Consider the following 20,083-nt stretch of genomic DNA (forward strand, 5'->3'; position numbering starts at 1 on the left):
GAAGAGACGCCAAATGACCGCGCCAAAGACGCTGTTTGACAAGATCTGGGACAGCCACGTCGTGGAGACCCGCGACGACGGCACCGCCATCCTCTACATCGACCGCCATCTGGTGCACGAAGTCACCAGCCCGCAGGCCTTCGAGGGCCTGCGCACCGCCGGCCGCAAGGTCCGCCGGCCCGATGCGACGCTGGCCGTGGCCGACCACAACGTGCCGACGACCGACCGCACCAAGGGCATCGACGACGAGGAAAGCCGCATCCAGGTCGAGACGCTGGAGAAAAACTGCGCCGACTTCGGCGTGCCCTATTTCGGCATGGACGACATCCGCCAGGGCATCGTGCACATCATCGGCCCCGAGCAGGGCTTCACCCAGCCTGGCATGACCATCGTCTGCGGCGACAGCCACACCGCCACCCATGGCGCCTTCGGTGCGCTGGCCTTCGGCATCGGCACCTCCGAGGTCGAACACGTGCTGGCGACCCAGTGCCTGCTGCAGCGGAAGTCCAAGAACATGCGCATCACCGTCGAGGGCGATCTGCCGCTCGGCGTCACGGCCAAGGACATGATCCTCGCCATCATCGGTCGCACCGGCACCGCCGGCGGCACCGGCTATGTCATCGAATATGCCGGCTCGGCCATGAAGGCGCTGTCTATGGAAGGGCGCATGACCGTCTGCAACATGTCGATCGAAGCCGGCGCCCGCGCCGGGTTGATCGCGCCGGACGAGATCACCTTCGAATATCTGAAGGGCCGCCCGATGTCGCCCAAGGCCGGCGCCTTCGAGCAGGCCGTTCAATACTGGAAGGGCTTCACCTCCGACGCCGGCGCCCGCTACGACAAGGAAATCGAGCTGGCCGCCGCCGACATCGCGCCGCACGTCACCTGGGGCACCAGCCCGCAGGACGTCGCGCCGATCACCGGCCGGGTGCCGGATCCGGCGGATATCGAGGACGAGATCAGCCGCTCCTCGCTGGAGCGCGCGCTGACCTACATGGGCCTGCAGCCGGGCATCAAGCTGACCGATGTCGCTGTCGACAAGGTCTTCATCGGCTCCTGCACCAATGGCCGTATCGAGGACATGCGCGCGGCCGCCGAGATCGCGAAAGGCCGCAAGGTGGCGAGCGGCGTGCACGCCATGATCGTGCCGGGCTCCGGCCTGGTGAAGGAACAGGCCGAGCAGGAAGGTCTGGACAGGATATTCGTCGAGGCCGGCTTCGACTGGCGCGAGCCGGGCTGCTCCATGTGCCTGGCCATGAATGCCGACCGGCTGGAGCCGGGCGAGCGCTGCGCCTCCACCTCGAACCGCAACTTCGAGGGCCGCCAGGGCCGCGGCGGCCGCACCCACCTGGTCAGCCCGGCCATGGCCGCAGCCGCCGCCGTCACCGGCAAGCTGGCCGACGTGCGGGATCTGGGCTGAATCCATTTCCCGCCTTCGGACTTGATCCGAAGGCCTCCGGCGCAGGCGGATCGACAAGGTCCTCGGGTCAAGCCCGAGGACATCAAAGGTGGTGGCTCACCTGCCCCGTTCGATCCGGTCGACGACGCGGTTGTTCTCCGCGGCGACCATGCCGGGGATCAGGAAGATGTCGATGAACCACCAGATCGCCCAGGGGATCAGCAGCAGGTAGCCGATCAGGATGACGGCGAGCGCGGTGCCGATGCCCCAGAGCAGGAACATGAAGATCGCCGAGCCGATCCGGCCCAGATAGAACCGGTGCAGTCCGAGCCAGCCGAGGAAGAACCACAGCACATAGGTTACCAGCACCGATTTGGCGTTGGCCTGGTAGCGGGCCGTCGCGGTATCGCTCTGGCCGCCGGGAAAATCGGCGTCTGGGGGCATGGCTTCTCGGGTCCGTGTCGCTTCCGTCTTTAACTATGCACGCTGCGGCGCTATGACAACGCGGCCCAACCGGGAGGAGTGCTCAGACATGCAGAAATTCGATCACCTGAAGGCCATCGCCGCGCCGATGAAGATCAACAACATCGACACGGACATGATCATCCCCAAGCAGTTCCTGAAGACGATCCAGCGCTCGGGCCTGGGCAAGAACCTGTTCGACGAGATGCGCTACAATGACGACGGCTCGGAGCGCGCCGATTTCGTGCTGAACAAGCAGCCGTACCGCGACGCCGAGATCCTGGTCGCGGGCGACAATTTCGGCTGCGGCTCCAGCCGCGAGCACGCGCCCTGGGCGCTGCTGGACTTCGGCATCCGCTGCGTGATCGCCGAGAGCTTCGCCGACATCTTCTACAACAACTGCTCCAAGAACGGCATTCTGGCCGTTCCCCTGCCGAAGGCCGCCATCGACTATCTGCTCGCCGACGCCGCCGAGGGACTGGAGCTGGAAGTCGATCTGGCGAGCCAGACCGTGAAGGCCTCCAACGGCAAGGTCTTCGAGTTCGAGATCGACCCCTTCCGCAAGCACTGCCTGCTGAACGGCCTGGACGATATCGGCCTGACCATGCAGTCCGAGGGCTCGATCGACACCTTCGAGGGCGGCCAGAAGAACAGCCAGCCCTGGCTCTACGCGTCGTAGTCAGTTCATGTCATCCCCGCCGCCATGGCGCGCGGGGATCGGGTTCAGAATGGGGGGCCGAGGTCAATGGCGTCCCGATCCCCGAGTGCCGCTCCGCGCCATCGGGGATGACACAAGATAGATCGAGGGGGAGACACCGAAAATGGCATCCAACCGCAAGCTTCTGATCCTGCCCGGCGACGGCATCGGCCCCGAGGTGATGGTCACCGTCCGCCAGGTCATCGACTGGATGGACAAGCGCCGCGCGGTGTCGTTCGACGTGGCCGAGGATCTGGTCGGCGGCTCGGCCATCGACGCCCACGGCATTCCGGTGACCGACAAGACCGTCGACACGGCGATGAATTCCGACGCCGTGCTGCTCGGCGCGGTCGGCGGTCCGAAGTGGGATGAACTGCCCTTCGAGCAGAAGCCGGAGCGCGGCCTGCTGCGCCTGCGCAAGGATCTCGGCCTCTACGCCAATCTCCGCCCCGCCCTCTGCTTCGACGCGCTGGTCGATGCCTCGACGCTCAAGCCCGAGGTCGTCGCCGGTCTCGACATCATGATCCTGCGCGAGCTCACCGGCGGCGTCTATTTCGGCGAGCCGCGCGGCATCGAGGACCTGCCGAACGGCGAACGCCGGGGCATCAACACGCAGGTCTACACCACCTCGGAGATCCGCCGTGTCGCCGCGGTCGGCTTCGACCTCGCCCGGAAGCGCAACAACCGCCTCTGCTCAGTCGAGAAGGCCAACGTGATGGAGAGCGGCGTGCTCTGGCGCCAGGAGGTCACGAAGCTGCACGCGGAACAGTTCTCCGATGTCGAGCTTTCGCACATGTATGCCGACAACTGCGCCATGCAGCTCGTACGCGCGCCGAAGCAGTTCGACGTCATCGTCACCGACAACCTGTTCGGCGACATGCTCTCCGACGCCGCGGCGATGCTGACCGGCTCGCTCGGCATGCTGCCCTCGGCCTCGCTGGGGGACGTCGACGAGACCGGCCGGCGCAAGTCGCTCTACGAGCCGGTGCACGGTTCCGCGCCCGACATCGCCGGCCAGGGCAAGGCCAACCCGCTGGCCACCCTGCTCAGCTACGCCATGTCGCTGCGCTACACCTTCGACCTGCCGGACGACGCCGACCTGATCGAGAAGGCCGTCAACGCCGTGCTGGCCAAGGGTCTCAGGACCCCCGACATCATGGCGCCCGGCGGCACCGCGGTCTCGACGGAGCAGATGACGACGGCGCTCCTCCGGGAACTGGACGAGATGGCGGCGTAGCCCCGTTCCGCGCATGGGAGGGGCGCATTTTATTGCTCAGTCAACGGTCAATTTCCCTTGCGGAATGTTCAGCGACTGCGTAATTTCCATGCACATTTTGCCCAAGTCTCGGGAGGAAACCGGCGACAGCGCAGCAGCAAAATGCGCGCAGCCGGGCAGAGCAAGGCAATGAGGGGGAAGCCGGTCAGTTCACTGACCGGCTTTTTCCGTTATGGATCAATCGCTTTTACACCAGGTAGCCCCGTGCACGCCGCAGAGGTGATCTGCCGGAGATGCGTTCCGGCCGGGCCTTGAAATCGCTAGTCTTCGGTCCTGGGGAGGAACAGGCATGTCGCATCGCCACGTCCTGGACGGGGTGACCGTTCTCGATTTCACGCAGTTCATCGCCGGCCCGGCCTGCACGCGGCTGATGGCCGAGATGGGCGCCGACGTCATCAAGATCGAATTCGCCCCCGGCGGCGATCTCTGCCGGGTGCTGCCGGAAATCCGTGACGGCCGCTCGGCCTATTTCGTCCAGCACAATCAGGGCAAGAAGTCGGTCTGTCTCGACATCCGCAAGCCCGAGGCGGTGGAACTGCTGAAGGGGCTCGTTGCGGAGGCCGACGTCGTCATCGAGAACTTCTCGCCCGGCGTCATCGGGCGTCTCGGCCTGGGCTGGGACGTGGTCCACAAGGTCAATCCGCGCGCCATCATGTGCTCGATCTCGGCCTTCGGACAGTCCGGCCCGCTGAAGGACCTGCCGGGCTTCGACTATATCGCCCAGGCCTTTTCCGGCGTCACCTCGATGATCGGAACGCCGGACGAGGCGCCGCCCATCGTCGGCCTGGCGGTCGGCGACATGGCGACGGCGATCTCGTCGCTCGCGGCAATCAACGCGGCGCTGTTCCATCGCGAACGCACGGGCGGCGACGGCCAGCATCTCGATATCTCGCTGGTCGACGTCTACTTCCACTGCCACGAACTGAACGTGCAGTCCTATTCGATGAGCGGCGGCAAGAACCAGCCCATGCGCTCGGGCAACCACCACCCGCTGGTCGCGCCGCTCGGCATCTTCAAGGCGCCGCAGGGCTACATCGTGGTCGTGGCGCTGGGCGACCAGTGGAACCGGCTCTGCCGCGCCATGGGCCGGGAGGACCTGCTGCAGGATCCGCGCTTCGACGACGGGCCGAAGCGGCTGGCCAACCGGGAGGCGCTGGCCGCGATCATCGAAGACTGGCTCGCGACCTTCGAGACCGACCGCGCCGCGCTGGACGCGCTGGAGAAGGCGCGTGTGCCCGTGGCGCCGGTACTGACCGTCGCCGAAGCCACCGAACATCCACACCTGATCGGCCGCGGCACCGTCCGCGAGATCGAGGACCGGGGCGTCGGGACGTTCCGGATCCCCGGCATGCCGCTCAGATTCTCGGAATTCCCCGAACCGCTCGACCTGACGGCGCCGTTCATGGGGGAGCACAATACGGACGTGCTGACCGGCCGGCTGGGACTGGACGAGGGCCGGATCGCCGAATTGACCGGCGCCGGCGTGCTGCACTCACGCCGAATCTGACACGCTCCGCGCGTAGGCGCCCAGTTCGGCGGCCAGGTGCTCCATCAGCAGCCTGAGCGCGAGGCTGGTCTTCAGCCGTTCGTGCATCGCCAGCCAGATCTCGAGGTCGAACCCGACGGCGCCTGAGACGACGGGCACGAGGTCCGGGTCCCGCGCGGCGATCGGCGCCTGGCAGCCGCCTATGCCGTAGCCGGACCTGAGCATGGCCAGCTGCGCGGCCTCTAAGTCGCAGCGGAAGGTGAAGACGTCCGGTCCCGTTTCGACCCCGGCCTCGGCAAGACGGCGCAGGATAAGCGGATTGCTGTCATAGCCGATGATACGGTGTGTCCTCAGGTCTTCCAGCGTCAGCGGCGCCCCGTAGCGTTCCAGATAGTCCCGCCGAGCGAACAGGCCGATCCGCACGGTGCCTGCACGTCGCGCCAGCAGCGCCTGCTGTGAGGGCCGCACGGTGCGCACGGCAATGTCGGCCTCCCGCGTCAGAAGGTTCAGCGCATCGTTGGAGGAGACGACTTCCAGCTCTACGCCCGGGTGCTGTTCGACGAAGGCAGTGAGCATGGGCGGCAGAACTTCCTGCGCCATCACCTCAGGCGCGGTCAGACGGACCGGCCCGCGGATCTCGGCCTCGTCGGCGGAAGCGGCCCGGCGGAGCGCGGCCGCCGCGCTGGCCATCGCCTCGGCATGCGGCGCCAGCCGGAGCGCGGCCGCCGTGGGCGACATGCCGTTCCTCGAGCGGGTGAAGAGCGGCTCTCCCAGCGCGCTTTCGAGCGCGTCGATGTGGCGGCCGACACTGGGTTGGGAAAGACCCAGTCCACGGGCCGCCTGTGACAGGCCACCCTCTTTCAGCACCGCGAGAAACGTCTGCAGATGATCCCAGTCCGGCTCTTCTTTCATACAAAAATGAATATCAGACTGTCGAAATTGGTCAATTTCCATACGTCATCAGAATTGCCAGATTCCCACTATCGCATCGCGCAACATCGGAGGGTGACATGACGAACCGTATCCTGATCATCGGCGTGACCGGCGGGGCAGGCCACGCCGTATCGAAGGCGGCCCTGGACGCCGGCTTCCAGGTCAGGGCCCTGCACCGCAACCCCGGCAAGCTGGAGGTCGACTCCCGGATCGAAGTCGTTCAGGGCGACGCCATGAATGCCATCGATGTCCGCCGCGCGGCAGAGGGTGTCGATTTCGTCTTTCATGCCGCCAACCCGCCCGGCTACCGCGACTGGGACCGCACGGTCGAACCGATGGCGGTGAACGCGGCCGAAGCCGCAAAGGCTGTCGACGCCCGCATGATCATGCCCGGCAACATCTACAATTTCGGCCCCGACGTGTTCCCCCGCGTCGAGGAGGGCGCGCCGCAGCATCCGGTCTCCCGGAAAGGCGAGGTCAGAGTTCGAGTGGAGGCGGCGCTGAAGGCCACCGGTGCCCGGGTGACGATCCTGCGCGCCGGCGACTTCTTCGGCGGCTACGCACCGGCGTCCTGGTTTCAGACGGTCATGATCAAGCCCGGCAAGAAGCTGCGGAAGGTGACCTGGCCCGGCACCGAGGCGGGTCACGCCTTCGCCTATCTGCCGGACTTCGCTGCCACCGTGATCCGCCTGTTCGAGGGCGAAGCGCGCATGGAACGCTTCGAGGATCTGCACTTCGGCGGCCATCACATGCACCGCGGCCGCGAGTTCCCCGAACGCATCGCCGAGGCGGCCGGCCTGAAGCCCACGGCCGTCAGGCCCTTCCCCTGGGCCGTCGTGGGGCTGGCGCGCCCGTTCGTTCCCCTGTTCAGGGAGATCTGGGAGATGCGTTACCTCTGGCAGCAGGAAGTCCAGCTGGACAACCGCCGTCTTCTGCTCCGCATCGGCGAGGAACCGCGCACCCCGCTGGCGGAGGCGCTCCGGACGAGCCTGGTCGAACAGGGATGCGTTTCCGAGACGGCCACTTGGACCGGCGGGCACGCCACCCTATTCTCAGGGTAGTTCTGATCCCTGAAGCGCGGAGTATCGCATGTCCAGCCTGTCCCAGACCGACGAGTTGTTTTTCCAGAGGGCGGGGATGGACCAGTCGAAGACCGAGCGCCAGGTTGCGGAAGCGCTGGCAGGCGCCGATGACGGCGAGCTCTACCTGGAATACAGCCAGTCCGAGATGCTCGCCTTCGACGACGGCCGGCTGAAGAATGCCAGCTTCGATACCGCACAGGGGTTCGGTCTCCGCGCGGTATCGGGCGAGGCGCAGGGCTACGCGCATGCGTCGGAACTGTCCGAGAACGCCATCGCCCGCGCCACGGATACGGTCCAGGCTGTCACCCGCGGCCATTCCGGCCAGTTCGCCTCAGGTCCGGCCGGCACCAACCGCATCCTCTACGGCGACGAAAATCCGTTGGGCGAGCCGAGCTTCGAGCAGAAGGTGAAGCTGCTGCAGGAAATCGACGCCTATGCCCGCGCGAAGGACGATCGGGTCCGGCAGGTCACCTGCTCGCTGGCCGGCTCCTGGAAGGCGGTGCAGATCATCCGCCCCGACGGCCAGCGCATGGCCGATATCCGTCCGCTGGTCCGGCTCAACGTCGCGGTCGTCGTCGGCGATGGCGACCGGCAGGAGTCGGGATCGACGGGCACCGGCGGCCGCACCGGCTTCGAGGCCTATCTCGATCCCGCCCGCTGGCAGTCCGAGGTCGACGAGGCGCTGCGTCAGGCGCTGGTCAATCTGGAGAGCGTCGCCGCCCCCGCGGGGGAGCAGACCGTCGTGCTCGGCCCAGGCTGGCCGGGCATCCTGCTGCACGAGGCCATCGGCCACGGTCTGGAGGGCGACTTCAACCGCAAAAAGAGTTCGGTCTTCTCCGGCCTGATGGGCCAGCAGGTCGCTGCGAAAGGCGTCACGGTGGTCGATGACGGCACCATGCCCGACCGCCGCGGGTCGCTGACCATCGACGATGAGGGTACGCCCTCCAGCCGCACCGTGCTGATCGAGGACGGCGTCCTGACCGGCTACATGCAGGACCGTCTGAACGCGCGGCTGATGGGCGTCCAGCCGACCGGCAATGGCCGCCGGGAGAGCTTTGCCCACATGCCCATGCCGCGCATGACCAACACGGTGATGATGAACGGCGACCGCGATCCGGAAGAGATTCTGCGCAGCGTGAAGAAGGGCATCTACGCCACCAGCTTCGGCGGCGGCCAGGTCGATATCACCTCGGGCAAGTTCGTCTTCACCTGCACCGAGGCCTACGAGATCGAGGACGGCCGATCATCTGGCCGGTCAAGGGCGCGACCCTGATCGGCTCGGGCGAGGAAGTGCTGAAGAAGGTGGCCATGATCGGCAACGACATGGCGCTGGATCCCGGCATCGGAACCTGCGGCAAGGCCGGCCAGGGCGTGCCCGTCGGCGTCGGCCAGCCCACCCTCAGGATCGATGGCCTGACGGTGGGCGGTACCGGCTAGGGTCTATCCGACCAGGATCACGAACTGACCGGCGCCCTGCTCGACCTTGATGGTCAGGCCCTCATTGTCGGCGAGGATCTGCGCCAGGAAACACTCGATGATGCGCGCATCCTCGCCGGTCGAGGCCGGGGTCCGGCCTTCCAGCGCATCCACAACCTGTTCCGACAGGCCCGCGCGCTCGTGAACGCCCTTCACGATCAGGACGTCGGACGTCAGGTCGACCATCAGATCGCCGCCCCGCACCAGGCCGGACGCGCCGGCCATCAGCAGGTTCAGCACCAGCCGGACGCGCCCCTTGTTGACGCCGGACTCGTCGGTCTCGGGCCACTTCAGTTCGAGCCGGTGATCGTCGAAGAAGTCCTCGGCTGCGCGGCGGGCGTCGCGAACCGGCAACGGCATGTCATCGCCGCCGGACGACCCGAAGGCGAGCCGCAGGAAGGTCAGGCGCCGCGAGGCGTTGGTCGCGGAATGGCGCAGCAGGTCGAGCGCGTCGCCGGCCATGTCGGGATCGTCTTCCATCTCCATCAATTCGATGCCGTTGGCAATCGCGCCGACGGGGCCCACGAGATCGTGGCAGAGACGGGAACAGATCAGCGATGTGAAGGTGAGATCGGTCGGCATGGAACGGTCGCCGGATTCGGCCTTTCGAAGGCTGTTGTGCATGGGAAGGGTCCTGATCCTGTGACTACGGAACGCGCGGAAAGGTATGTCAGCACCCTGCCCCCCAATGGTTGAGGAGAAGTGAACGGGGTCCGCCACCGGACCCCGTTCCGGACCGTCAGTCCTTGATTTCCGGCGAGTGGATCACCGTCATCTTCTGAACCTGCATCTCGTGCATCGAGTGCGGCACGCCGCCGACGCCATGGCCGGATTCACGCAGGCCCGCGAAGGGCATCCAGTCGACGCGGAAGGCAGTGTGGTCGTTGACCATGACCGCCGAGGCGTCGAGGCGGCTGCTCACCCGCATCAGCTTGTCGATATCCTGGCCCCAGACGGCCGCCTGGAACGAGAACGGTAGCGCGTTCGCCAGATCGATGGCGGCGTCCATGTCGTCATATTCGAACACGCAGACAACCGGACCGAAGATTTCCGCCGTGGCGACCTTCGAATCGGCCGGCGGATTGAAAATGACCGTCGGCTTGTAGGCCGTGTCCGACAGCTTCTCGCCGCCGCACAGGATCTCACCGCCGCCGGCGCGGGCTTCCTCGACCCATTCGTGCACGCGGTCGACTTCGCCGGGCGTGATCAGCGGACCGATCTCGGTCGCCGCATCGGTCGGATCGCCGACGACCATCTTGTTCGCGGCCTCAGCGACCTTGTTCGCGAATTCGCGCGCCACGGACTTCGCCGCGTAGACACGCTGCACCGACACACAGACCTGACCAGCGTGATAGAAGCCGCCCTTGGCCAGCGACGGCACGGCACGGGCCAGGTCGGCACCCTCGGTCAGGATCACAGGTGCGGCGCCGCCATGTTCCAGCGCGCAGCGTGCGCCCGGCGCCAACTGGCTGCGCAGCGCCCAGCCGACCTTTGCCGAGCCGATGAAGGAGAAGAAGCCGACGCGCTTGTCGGTCACCATGGCCGTGGCGTCCTTGCGGTCGGCGGTGACGACAGCCTGGCACCACTCCGGCGGCAAGCCCGCCTCGTGCAGGATCTGCACGAAGGCGAGGCAGGACAGCGCGGTCTTGTCGGCCGGCTTCACGATCACCGGGCAGCCGGTGGCGACGGCGGGCGCGACCTGATGCGCGATCAGGTTCAGCGGATGGTTGAAGGCGCTGACCGCGACGACCACGCCCACAGGTTCCGGCCGGGTGAAGGCGACGCGGTTCTTGGAGCTTTCGGTGATGCACATCGGGATGACTTCACCGGCGCGGCTGCGCAGTTCGTCGATGCAGATGTGCACGCTGTCGATGGCGCGGTCGACCTCGACCAGCGAATCGGCCAGCGGCTTGCCGCCCTCACGGGCCGCATCAACGGCCATCTTCTCACGGCGTTCGCGCATGATTGACATGGCGCGGGTCAGGATCTGGACCCGCTCCCGCATGGGCAGCCACTTGTCGCGGTTGCGATAGAGCGCATAGGCGTTGGACAGCGCCTTCTCGACGGTGGCGCTGTCGGCGCGGGCAACCGTCGCGATCGGCGACAGGTCCCACGGCGCGGACACCGTGACCGGGCTGGCGCTGGTCTCCACGCCGGGTACGAGAAGCGGAATATGCGGCAAATCGGCGGACATTATCTGGAGACCCCCTCTTCCAGTTTCTTCACCGGACAGGAAGTCCGGATACCGTTGGCCCGATTGTTCACGACCGGGGCACGGAATCCTAGAGCCGATTTGGACGATTAACAGGCAACTGTCGGCGCGGTCACATGGACCCGCCCCGGCCCGGAATCAGTCGGCGGCGTCTTCCGCGGCTTCCGGCTGCGGAGTATTCGACGGATCCTCGCCGCCGTCATTGTCGCCGTCGCGCGGGCGTCGCGGCCGCCGGGTGCGGGTCCGGCGCACGGCCCGTTCCAGGCCGGCTGTCTCCGATTCGCCGCCCTGATCGCCGTCGCCATCGCCGTCATCGGCGTTCTTCGACTGCCTGCGGTCGTTGTTGTCCTGAACGTCGGGCTGGTCCTGATCGCCGGGATCCTGGCGGTTGCTGTTCCGCTGGTTGCGGCCGCCGCCCTGACGGTCATTGCCGCCGTCGCCATCGTTCTGGTCGCCCTGGTCGTTCTGGTCGCCCTGATCGTTCTGGTCGTTCTGGCCCTGCTGCTGCCGGTTCTGCTGCATCGACATCATGATGCGGTAGTAGTGCTCGGCATGCTGCCAGAAGCCCTCGGCGGCGACCAGATCGCCCGACGCTGCCGCATCCCGCGCCAGCTGGCTGTACTTGTCGTAAACCTGATTGGCGTTGCCGCGGATCTTGCCGTCCGGCCCGTTGCTCTCATAGCTGCGGTTCGGGTTCGGCGATCGCCGGTTCGCGCGGCCACGCGCACGCTTGTTGTTGGGTGCTCTCATCGTCCTGCCAAAGGCCTGTTCGCTACTGACCGGCCCGTCAAAGGACGAGCTCGAGTTCGATCATCGCAATGCGCTTGATACGAATGTATGGACGCTGCTGCGCAGTCGATCGCAAAGCAGTCGTCTTCCGAAAGCCAACGTACGCGTGGGTTCCGGCTTTTCCAAGTGTTTTTTTGTTACCCCATTGTAAACAAAAGCGCCCTCACATGACCGCCCAGATCGGCCGCGGCGCGATCGAACCGCAGTCCGGCCCGGGCCGCGATCGCGCGTACATCCTGCGCCTGTCCGGCGCCGATCTCGACCACGACCGCCCCGTTCGCCGCCAACCGCGAAGCGGCGCCGGCGAAGATTGTCCGGTACGGGTCCAGCCCGTCTGCGCCGCCCGCCAGCGCGAGGGCCGGATCGTGATCGCGGACGTCCGCCATCAGGCCGGCGAGATCTCCCGCCGGAATGTAGGGCGGGTTCGAGACGATCAGGTCGAACGGCCCGTCGAGACCGTCCAGCCAGTCGCCCTGCCGGAAGGCGGCGCGGTCAGCCAGTCCAAGCCGATCGGCATTCCGCTTCGCCACAGCAAGCGCGGCGGGCGAGAAATCGACGCCGATGCCGCTCGCGCCAGGCCTTTCCGCCAGCAATGTCAGCAGGATGCAGGCCGTGCCCGTACCGAGATCGACGATCCTGGCTGCGCTCGTCAACGACGACAGGGCAAGTTCGACAACCGTCTCGGTGTCTGGCCTCGGGTCCAGAACATCGGGCGTCACCTCGAAGGTCCGGCCGTAGAATTCGCGCCGCCCGAGGATTCGCGACACCGGCTCGCGCGCCGCACGCCGTGCAAGCAGGCTGCGGAACCGCACCGCATCCACATCGGCGACAATGGATGCATCTCCGGGCAAGAGCGTGTTCGGTTCGCGCGCCAGAATCTCTGCCAGCAGGATGCGCGCATCCAGACGCGCGCCCTCTATCCCCGCTTCGCGCAACTGCGTTGCGCCCTCGCGCAGCAGCACCTCGACGGTCAGGGCGTCAGGCACCATCGTCCAGGCTGGCCAGCCGCCGGGCCTGATCCTCGGCGATCAACGCCTCGACCACTTCGCCCAGCGCCTCGCCGGAGACGATCTCCGGCAGCTTGTAGAGCGTCAGGTTGATGCGATGGTCGGTGACCCGGCCCTGCGGGAAATTGTAGGTGCGGATCCGCTCGGAACGGTCGCCGCTGCCGATCTGGCCCTTGCGTTCGGCGGCGCGTTCGTTTGCCAGGCGCTGCCGTTCGGCCTCATAGAGCCGGGCGCGCAGCACCTTCATCGCCTTCTCGCGGTTCTTGTGCTGGGATTTCTCGTCCTGCTGGGTGACCACGACGCCCGTCGGCAGATGGGTGATGCGGACCGCCGAATCGGTGGTGTTGACCGACTGCCCGCCCGGACCGGAGGCGCGGTAGACGTCGATTCGGAGATCCTTCTCCTCGATGTGCAGGTCGACCTCCTCGGCCTCCGGCAGCACGGCCACGGTGGCCGCGGAGGTGTGGATTCGACCGCCGGACTCGGTCTGCGGCACCCGCTGGACGCGGTGGGTGCCCGATTCGAACTTCATCCGCGCGTAGACGTTCTGGCCGTTGATTTCGGCGCTGCCTTCCTTGAGACCGCCGAGATCGGTCTCGGCCATGTCGAGCACCTGGAACTTCCAGCCACTCAGTTCGGCGAAACGCCGGTACATGGCGAAGAGTTCCCCCGCGAACAGCGCCGCCTCGTCGCCGCCGGTGCCGGCCCGGACTTCGAGAATGGCGCTCCGGGCATCGGCCTCGTCCTTCGGCAGCAGCATCAGCTGCACCTCATGCTCGAGGTCCGGCAGAGCCTCCTTCAGTTCCGCCAGTTCGGCGCGCGCCAGTTCGCGCATTTCGGCATCGCTCTCCGCCTCGGCCAGTTCCTCGAGTTCGGCCTTCTCGGCCTCTTTCGCTTCCAGCCGGTCGATGGTTTCGACGACTGGAGCCAGTTCGGCATATTCGCGGGACAGGTTGGCGAAGTCCGACCGGCCGACCGCCGCCGGATCGCCAAGAAGGGACCCGAGTTCGTCCAGGCGCGCCCGGATCTGGCGGAGACGTTCGCGCGGAATCAAGCCCAGGCGCCCTCGAACGACCTGAGCGTCTCCAGCACGTCCGCATAGGCGACCTTCTGCTGCTGGCCGCTCTTCAGGTCGCGCAGCGTGACCTCGTCATGCTCCAGTTCCTCGTCGCCGAGGATGATGGCGCAGGACGCGCCGATCCGGTCCGCGCGCTTCATCCGCTTGCCGACATTGCCCTTGTAGCCGAGATCGACGATGACGCCCTCGCGGCGCAGCGTCTGCGCCCATTTCAGCGCCTCGAACTCCGCCTTCTCGCCGACCGGAACCAGAACAACCGGCCGCGGCGCGGGCGTTTCCGCCCCCGACAGCATGGCCAGACGCTCAATGCCGCCGGCCCAGCCGATCCCGGGCGTCGACGGGCCGCCGATCTGCTCGATCAGGCCGTCATAACGCCCGCCCGCAATGACCGCGCCCTGGGAGCCCAGCGCGTCGGTGACGAACTCGAAGGCGGTGTGGGTGTAGTAGTCGAGGCCGCGCACCAGCCGAGGGTCGATCTCGTAGCCGATGCCCAGCGTGTCCAGCCCCGTCAGCACTTCGCCGAAGAAATCCTGGCTCTGCTGGTTCAGGTAGTCCTGGAACAGCGGCGCATCCGCAACCAGCACCCGGTCGCCTTCGTCCTTGGAATCGAGGATGCGCAGCGGGTTGCGGTCCAGCCGCTTCAGGCTGTCTTCGGAAAGCCGGTCCTTGTGAGCGCCGAAATATTCGACCAGCGCGGCGCGGTAGCCATCGCGGCTTTCGGGATCTCCCAGCGTGTTGATGTGCAGCACCGTCTTGTGCAGCACGTCGAGTTGGTTCAGCACCTCGGCTCCGGCGGCGATGATCTCGACATCTGCGCCCGGCTCGGCTGCGCCGATCACTTCCAGATCGATCTGGTGGAACTGCCGCAGCCGGCCTTTCTGTGGCCGCTCGTAGCGGAACATCGGGCCTGCGGCGAAGGCCTTGAACGGCGCCGATTGCTGCAGCCCGTTGGAGATGAAGGCGCGGCAGATTGCCGGCCGTGTATTCGGGCCGGAGCGTGATCGAGTCGCCGCCGCGATCCTCGAAGGTGTACATCTCCTTGGAGACCACGTCGGATGTCTCGCCCATCGAGCGGGAGAAGATCTCCGTGAATTCGAAGATCGGCGTCGCGATCTCGCGATAGCCGTGGGTCAGCGCGACACGGCGCGCGGTCTCGATGACCGCCCGGTGCGCGCCGAAATCGTCCGCCAACAGGTCATGGGTCCCGCGTACGGGTTGTGGCTTCGCCAACGATGTCCTCCCGGATGGGATCAGGCCGCGTCCGCCGTCTCCGCCGCTTTCTCCGCCTCGATGGCGGCGGCCTTTTCCTCGACCATCGCGACGATGTGGTCAACCAGCTTGTCGTCGTCGATGTTGTGGTCGGCGATGCCGCCGACATAGACCTTGTGACTGCGGCCCTTGGACCCGCCGGTCAGTCCGATATCCGTCTCGCGCGCCTCGCCGGGGCCGTTGACCACGCAGCCGATGATCGAGAGCGACATCGGCGTGGTAATGTGGGCCAGACGATCTTCCAGCACCTCGACCGTCTTGATGACGGGGAAGGCCTGACGCGCGCAGGACGGGCAGGAGATGATCTGCACGCCGCGGCGACGCAGGCCGAGCGACTTCAGGATTTCGTATCCGACGCGGACTTCCTCGACCGGATCGGCCGAAAGCGAGACGCGGATAGTGTCGCCGATGCCGGCCCAGAGCAGCGAGCCCAGACCGATCGCCGACTTCACCGTGCCGCCGATCAGACCGCCGGCCTCGGTGATGCCCAGATGCAGGGGATAGTCGCAGGCCTCGGCCAGGCCCTGATAGGCCGCCACCGACAGGAAGACGTCGGAGGCCTTCACCGAGATCTTGAATTCGAAGAAGTCGTTGTCTTCCAGGATGCGGGCATGATCCAGCGCGCTCTCGACCATCGCCTCCGGGCAGGGCTCGCCGTATTTCTCCAGCAGATCCTTCTCCAGGCTGCCGGCATTGACGCCGATGCGCATGGAGCAGCCATGGTCCTTGGCCGCCTTGACGACGTCACGTACGCGGTCGGCCGAGCCGATATTACCGGGATTGATGCGCAGGCACGCGGCACCGGCCTCGGCAGCCTCGATGGCGCGCTTGTGGTGGAAATGAATGTCCGCGACGATCGGCACCTCGGCGGCGCGGACGATCTCCTTCAGCGCCTTCGTCGAAGTCCTCGTCGGGGCAGGAAACGCGCACGATATCGACACCGGCGGCCTCGGCGGCCTTGATCTGCGCGATGGTCGCCTGGGCGTCGGAGGTCAGCGTGTTGGTCATGGTCTGGACGGCGATGGGCGCACCGCCGCCGACGGGCACGTTGCCGACGTGGATCTGGCGGGACTCCCGGCGATAGATGTCGCGATAGGGACGGACGCTCATTGGACTGTTCCTCGGAGAATGCCTTGGGCTTCGGGCATGGTGGTAACATGCTTTCGCGTCCGCTTCCAATCAAGCGCACGCGGGTCAGGCAGACGTGTCAGTTGGTCGCCGACTGCAGGTATTCGAGATCGAGCTTCACCGTCGAACTGCCGCCGGAAAGACGGTCGCCGCGGCCGATCAAACGGCCGTCCAGCAGGATCTGAAGGCTGCCGATATTGTTCGATTCCAGCAGCACATCCGGCAGGTTCGGGGCGCGGTAGATGTCGCCGGGCTGCATCACCCGGTGCGGCATCAGGGTCCGGCCATCCTTCTGCTTGACGATGATCTGCGCAACCTCGGTGGCGCGGACGATGACGCGGGAGTCGCGGTTGGCGACGCCCAGCACCCGCGGCACATAGCCGTCGCGCGCCTCGACCGTCGGTACGGGCGGCGGGGCGGCGGCGACACGGGTTTCCTCGCCGCTCCGGGCAGCCGCACCTGCGGCCGGCGCATCGGCTGCAGGCGCCGGCGCATCGGCAATGGTCGCCTCCGTCACCGGAAGCGGCGCCGGCGGCAGGGTGTTCCCGGCTTGCGGGGTCTGTTCGACAACTGCCGCGGCCGCCTGGGAAACTGCCTCGCCTTCCAGGGGCGCCGCCTCGGCGGAATCGGCCGTCCCGTCTGGCACCGGCATCGCGTTCGCCGGCACGTCGCTCTCCACAGCCGGCGCAGGCTCGCGGCCGACAACGGCAAGATCGATCTCGCGCGACCTGACCGGTTCAGGCTCGCCGGCTTCCGCGGTGCGGAACGGACCGGTCGATTCAGCGGCCTGCGCCGAACCCACCGTCTGATCGGCTGCCGAAACGCGGATCCGTTCCGTGAAACGGGCCGGCACCTCGGAAACGAGGTCCTGACCGGGCGCCGCGTCGTCCTCGCTGATCACCCAGCCGGCATAGATCGCGCCGGTCAGCACGACCGAAACAAGCAGCGTCCACAGCGCCGGGCGGCGGTTCTCATCGGCGGGAACCGGGAAGCTGAGCTTGCGGCTGTGGCCGCCCGGTCCGGCTTCCTGCTTGAACAGTCCGACGCAGACATCGCCGTCGGCCCCCAGGAACTCGGCGTAGGAGCGCAGGAAGCCGATGGCATAGATACGCCCCGGCAGGTCGCCGAAACGCCCGGCCTCGATGGCTTCCAGATGCGAGATGCGGATGCGCAGCCGGCTGGAGACGTCATCCAGCGTCAGGCCGCAGCGCAAACGCTCGGCGCGCAGTTCGGCGCCGATCCCGTCGTAATAGGCCGCTTCCTCGCCTGCATCGGGTCCCGGATCGTGAATATTCAACCGGGTCGCCCCGTTGCGGCGCGGCGGATTGGTATGACGGCTGCTGTCCGGCATGGTGCCGAATCTTCTCCTAACGAGTGGCGGAACGGCGGCAGCATCCCGCGACACTTGGGCAGAATTGTGAAAGCAACGCTTGCGCGACCAACTCTTAACCGATGCAGCCTCAGATTTGAAGTCGATTTTCGACCATAACCCTCGGACGCAGCGGGCTAATTCAAATTTCTATGTGGTGTCTGCCGGCGAATTCTTGAAGCAGAGGGCGCAGCGTTCTTTCGTCACGGGCGAGCCAGCGCTCCATTTCGACCCTCAGTTGTGCGATGTCGGTCGACAGCACGATTTCCTTGATCCGGGCGATGACGTTGGAGCGCATCGAGAGCTGGCGGAAGCCCAGACCGAGCAGCGCCAGCGCCTCCAGCGGACGCCCCGCCATCTCGCCGCAGATCGAGAACGGCGTTCCGGTATCCTCGCACTGGCGGACGATGCGGCGCAGCACAGACAGGAACGCCGGGCTGAGCGTGTCGTAGCGGTCCGACACCCGCGGGCTGCCGCGGTCGACCGCGTAGAGGAACTGCATCAGATCGTTGGAGCCGACGGAGACGAAGTCCACCAGAGGCAACAGGGCCGGCAGCCGCCAGACCAGCGCCGGCACCTCCAGCATCACGCCGACACGAATCTCTGACGGCAGCGTGCGACCGCGCTGGCAGGCCCAGGCAATCTCCCGGTCGAGCACCTCGCGGGCCGACATGAACTCGGCGACGTCGGCCACCATCGGGAACATGATCGAGAGGCTCTGGCCCGGCGAGGCCGCGAGCAGCGCCCTGAGCTGCATCCGGAACAGGCCTTCATGGTCCAGCGAGATGCGGATCGCGCGCCAGCCCATGGCCGGGTTTTCCTCGGTCTCCCGCTTCATATAGGGCAGCAGCTTGTCGCCGCCGACATCCAGGGTCCGGAAGATCACCGGCCGGTCGCCGGCGGCCTCGAGCACCGATCTGTAGTAGCGCGTCTGTTCCTGCATCCGGGGCAGCCGTCCCCGCACCATGAAGTGCAGTTCCGTCCGGAACAGCCCGACGCCCACTGCGCCCGCGTCGCCCAGATGCTGCATGTCGAGCAGCAGACCCGCATTGCAGAGCATGTCGATCTCGACACCGTCCTTCGAGACCGCGGGAACATTGCGGAGTTCCTGCCACCGGGCCTCTTCCTCGGCCCGGATGGACTCGATTTCCTTGAAGGCGTCGACGACATCCGGCTCCGGCCGGACGAAGACCTGGTTGTGCTCGGCATCGACGATGACGCGGTCGCCGGGATCGATCACTTCGGTGGCGCGCCGCGCGGTGCCGATGACCGGAATGTTCATGGCGCGGGCGACGATCGACATGTGCGAGCCGGCGGAGCCGTCTTCCAGCACCACGCCCTTCAGCTTGCCCTCGCCGAAATCCAGAAGTTCCGCCGGGCCCATGTCGCGCGCCACCAGGATGACGTCGTCGGGCAGTTCGCTGTTGAAGACATTGGCGCCGCCCTGCAGCCGGTTCAGCAGGCGGTTCGCCAGATCGTCCATGTCCGACAGCCGGGCGCGGATATAGGGATCCGGGACCTGCTGGAAGCGGGCGCGGGTCAGATCGTGGGCGCGCTTGACCGCCGCCTCCGCCGTCAGGCTGGACTCGACGCCTTCGCGCATCCGCCGCTGCCAGCCCGGATCGTGGGCGAACATGCGGAAGGCTTCCATGACGTCGCGGGATTCGCCGGCGGCCAGCACCGGCTGGGCCAGCATCTCGTCGATCTGGATCTGGACATCACGGATCGCGGCCTCCAGCCGCTCCAGTTCAGCCTGCGGATCGTCGGCAATGGTGCGGGTGATGTCGAAACGCGGCGCATGCAGGACCGCGGTTCCGATGGCCGCGCCATCGGCCAGACGGCGGCCGCCCAGCCGTTCGGGCCCTCGGCTGGACCGCAGAGACTCGGCGACGAGGTTCGGCGACACCAGCGCGCCGTTGCCGATCATCTCGGCAAAGCCCATTGCGACGGTTTCCAGCGCCTCCTGCTCGGCGTCGGCATAGTCGCGCTGGCGCGCATTCTGGACCACCAGCACGCCGACCACCTTGCTGGAATACATGATCGGCACGCCGAGCATGGAACTGTAGATCTCCTCGCCCGTCTCCGGCCGGAAGCTGAACTTGGGATGCGCCGGGGCGTCGCGCAGACGGAGCGGCTTCGAGGTCTGGGCGATCAGGCCGACCAGGCCCTCGCCGACGGCCAGACGGGTCTGATGCACGGCTTCACGGTTGAGGCCCTCGGTCTCGAACAGTTCCAGCATGTTGCCGGGCTGCATGATGTAGACCGAGCAAACTTCGGCGACCATGGACCCGGCCACCAGCTTGACGACCTTGGCCAGCCGCTCCTCGGGCGTGTCGCCGCTCTTCATGATCTCGAGCAGGCGCCGCATCAGGAATTGCGGTCCGGTCATGGCCCCCCCGCTCATGGTCAGCCGCTGCCGA

The 20,083-nt window shown here is 66.7% G+C and carries 14 protein-coding genes and 3 pseudogenes; 6 read left to right on the top strand and 11 right to left on the bottom strand.

From position 1 onward, the window contains the following. The first annotated feature begins 13 nt into the window (after positions 1-13). A complete protein-coding gene (leuC, locus tag ACMVY4_RS22300) occupies positions 14-1,420 on the top strand; it encodes a 3-isopropylmalate dehydratase large subunit (protein ID WP_416898136.1) in 1,407 nt (468 codons plus the stop codon). Between the two features lie 96 nt (positions 1,421-1,516). On the opposite strand, the gene ACMVY4_RS22305 is transcribed toward leuC, so the two are convergent. After that, a complete protein-coding gene (locus tag ACMVY4_RS22305; RefSeq protein ID WP_416898137.1) occupies positions 1,517-1,843 on the bottom strand; it encodes a TM2 domain-containing protein in 327 nt (108 codons plus the stop codon). A gap of 88 nt (positions 1,844-1,931) precedes the next feature. On the opposite strand from ACMVY4_RS22305, the gene leuD reads away from it, so the two are divergent. The 3 genes from leuD (at position 1,932) to ACMVY4_RS22320 (ending at position 5,341) form a co-directional block, all read left to right on the top strand. Beyond that, positions 1,932-2,540, top strand: coding sequence for a 3-isopropylmalate dehydratase small subunit (gene leuD / locus ACMVY4_RS22310; RefSeq protein WP_416898138.1), 609 nt, complete (start codon positions 1,932-1,934; stop codon positions 2,538-2,540). Positions 2,541-2,682: 142 nt separating this feature from the next. Next, a complete protein-coding gene (gene leuB, locus ACMVY4_RS22315) occupies positions 2,683-3,795 on the top strand; it encodes a 3-isopropylmalate dehydrogenase (protein WP_416898139.1) in 1,113 nt (370 codons plus the stop codon). A gap of 328 nt (positions 3,796-4,123) precedes the next feature. Continuing rightward, the gene (locus ACMVY4_RS22320) at positions 4,124-5,341 is read left to right on the top strand and encodes a CaiB/BaiF CoA transferase family protein (RefSeq protein WP_416898140.1); all 1,218 of its coding nucleotides are present in this window, start codon (positions 4,124-4,126) and stop codon (positions 5,339-5,341) included. Here the strand turns inward: ACMVY4_RS22320 and ACMVY4_RS22325 are convergent. Further along, positions 5,327-6,232, bottom strand: coding sequence for a LysR family transcriptional regulator (locus ACMVY4_RS22325; protein WP_416898141.1), 906 nt, complete (start codon positions 6,230-6,232; stop codon positions 5,327-5,329). The genes ACMVY4_RS22320 and ACMVY4_RS22325 overlap by 15 nt on opposite strands. 98 nt (positions 6,233-6,330) lie before the next feature. Here ACMVY4_RS22325 and ACMVY4_RS22330 point away from each other — a divergent pair, with 98 nt between their 5' ends. Then, positions 6,331-7,314, top strand: a complete 984-nt coding sequence (locus tag ACMVY4_RS22330) for an NAD(P)H-binding protein (protein ID WP_416898142.1) — start codon at positions 6,331-6,333, stop codon at positions 7,312-7,314. A 28-nt stretch (positions 7,315-7,342) separates the two neighbouring features. Then, positions 7,343-8,772 (top strand): annotated as a pseudogene (gene tldD / locus ACMVY4_RS22335) (metalloprotease TldD). Positions 8,773-8,775: 3 nt separating this feature from the next. Here tldD and ACMVY4_RS22340 read toward each other — a convergent pair. From ACMVY4_RS22340 to ptsP, 9 genes and pseudogenes are all read right to left on the bottom strand, one after another. Continuing rightward, positions 8,776-9,435 (bottom strand): histidine phosphotransferase family protein, encoded by a 660-nt coding sequence (locus ACMVY4_RS22340; RefSeq protein ID WP_416898143.1) that lies wholly within the window; start codon positions 9,433-9,435, stop codon positions 8,776-8,778. A 115-nt stretch (positions 9,436-9,550) separates the two neighbouring features. Continuing rightward, positions 9,551-11,005, bottom strand: coding sequence for an aldehyde dehydrogenase family protein (locus ACMVY4_RS22345; protein ID WP_416898144.1), 1,455 nt, complete (start codon positions 11,003-11,005; stop codon positions 9,551-9,553). A 156-nt stretch (positions 11,006-11,161) separates the two neighbouring features. Then, positions 11,162-11,773, bottom strand: a complete 612-nt coding sequence (locus ACMVY4_RS22350) for a DUF4167 domain-containing protein (RefSeq protein ID WP_416898145.1) — start codon at positions 11,771-11,773, stop codon at positions 11,162-11,164. A gap of 176 nt (positions 11,774-11,949) precedes the next feature. After that, positions 11,950-12,801, bottom strand: coding sequence for a peptide chain release factor N(5)-glutamine methyltransferase (gene prmC, locus ACMVY4_RS22355; RefSeq protein ID WP_416898146.1), 852 nt, complete (start codon positions 12,799-12,801; stop codon positions 11,950-11,952). Further along, positions 12,791-13,873 (bottom strand): peptide chain release factor 1, encoded by a 1,083-nt coding sequence (gene prfA / locus ACMVY4_RS22360; protein WP_416898147.1) that lies wholly within the window; start codon positions 13,871-13,873, stop codon positions 12,791-12,793. The genes prmC and prfA overlap by 11 nt, the downstream gene beginning before the upstream one ends. Next, positions 13,870-15,127, bottom strand: a pseudogene (hisS, locus tag ACMVY4_RS22365) (histidine--tRNA ligase). The gene prfA and the pseudogene hisS overlap by 4 nt, the downstream one beginning before the upstream one ends. Positions 15,128-15,147: 20 nt before the next feature. Continuing rightward, positions 15,148-16,276 (bottom strand): annotated as a pseudogene (ispG, locus tag ACMVY4_RS22370) (flavodoxin-dependent (E)-4-hydroxy-3-methylbut-2-enyl-diphosphate synthase). Positions 16,277-16,373: 97 nt separating this feature from the next. Then, on the bottom strand, positions 16,374-17,645 hold the full coding sequence (locus ACMVY4_RS22375; protein ID WP_416898148.1) for a helix-turn-helix domain-containing protein: 1,272 nt from the start codon (positions 17,643-17,645) through the stop codon (positions 16,374-16,376). 160 nt (positions 17,646-17,805) lie between these two features. Next, entirely contained in the window at positions 17,806-20,052 is a 2,247-nt protein-coding gene (gene ptsP, locus ACMVY4_RS22380) for a phosphoenolpyruvate--protein phosphotransferase (protein WP_416898149.1), read from the bottom strand. Between the last annotated feature and the right edge of the window lie 31 nt (positions 20,053-20,083).

This window comes from Minwuia sp. (genome assembly GCF_048007105.1).
Classification (GTDB): Bacteria; Pseudomonadota; Alphaproteobacteria; order Minwuiales; family Minwuiaceae; genus Minwuia.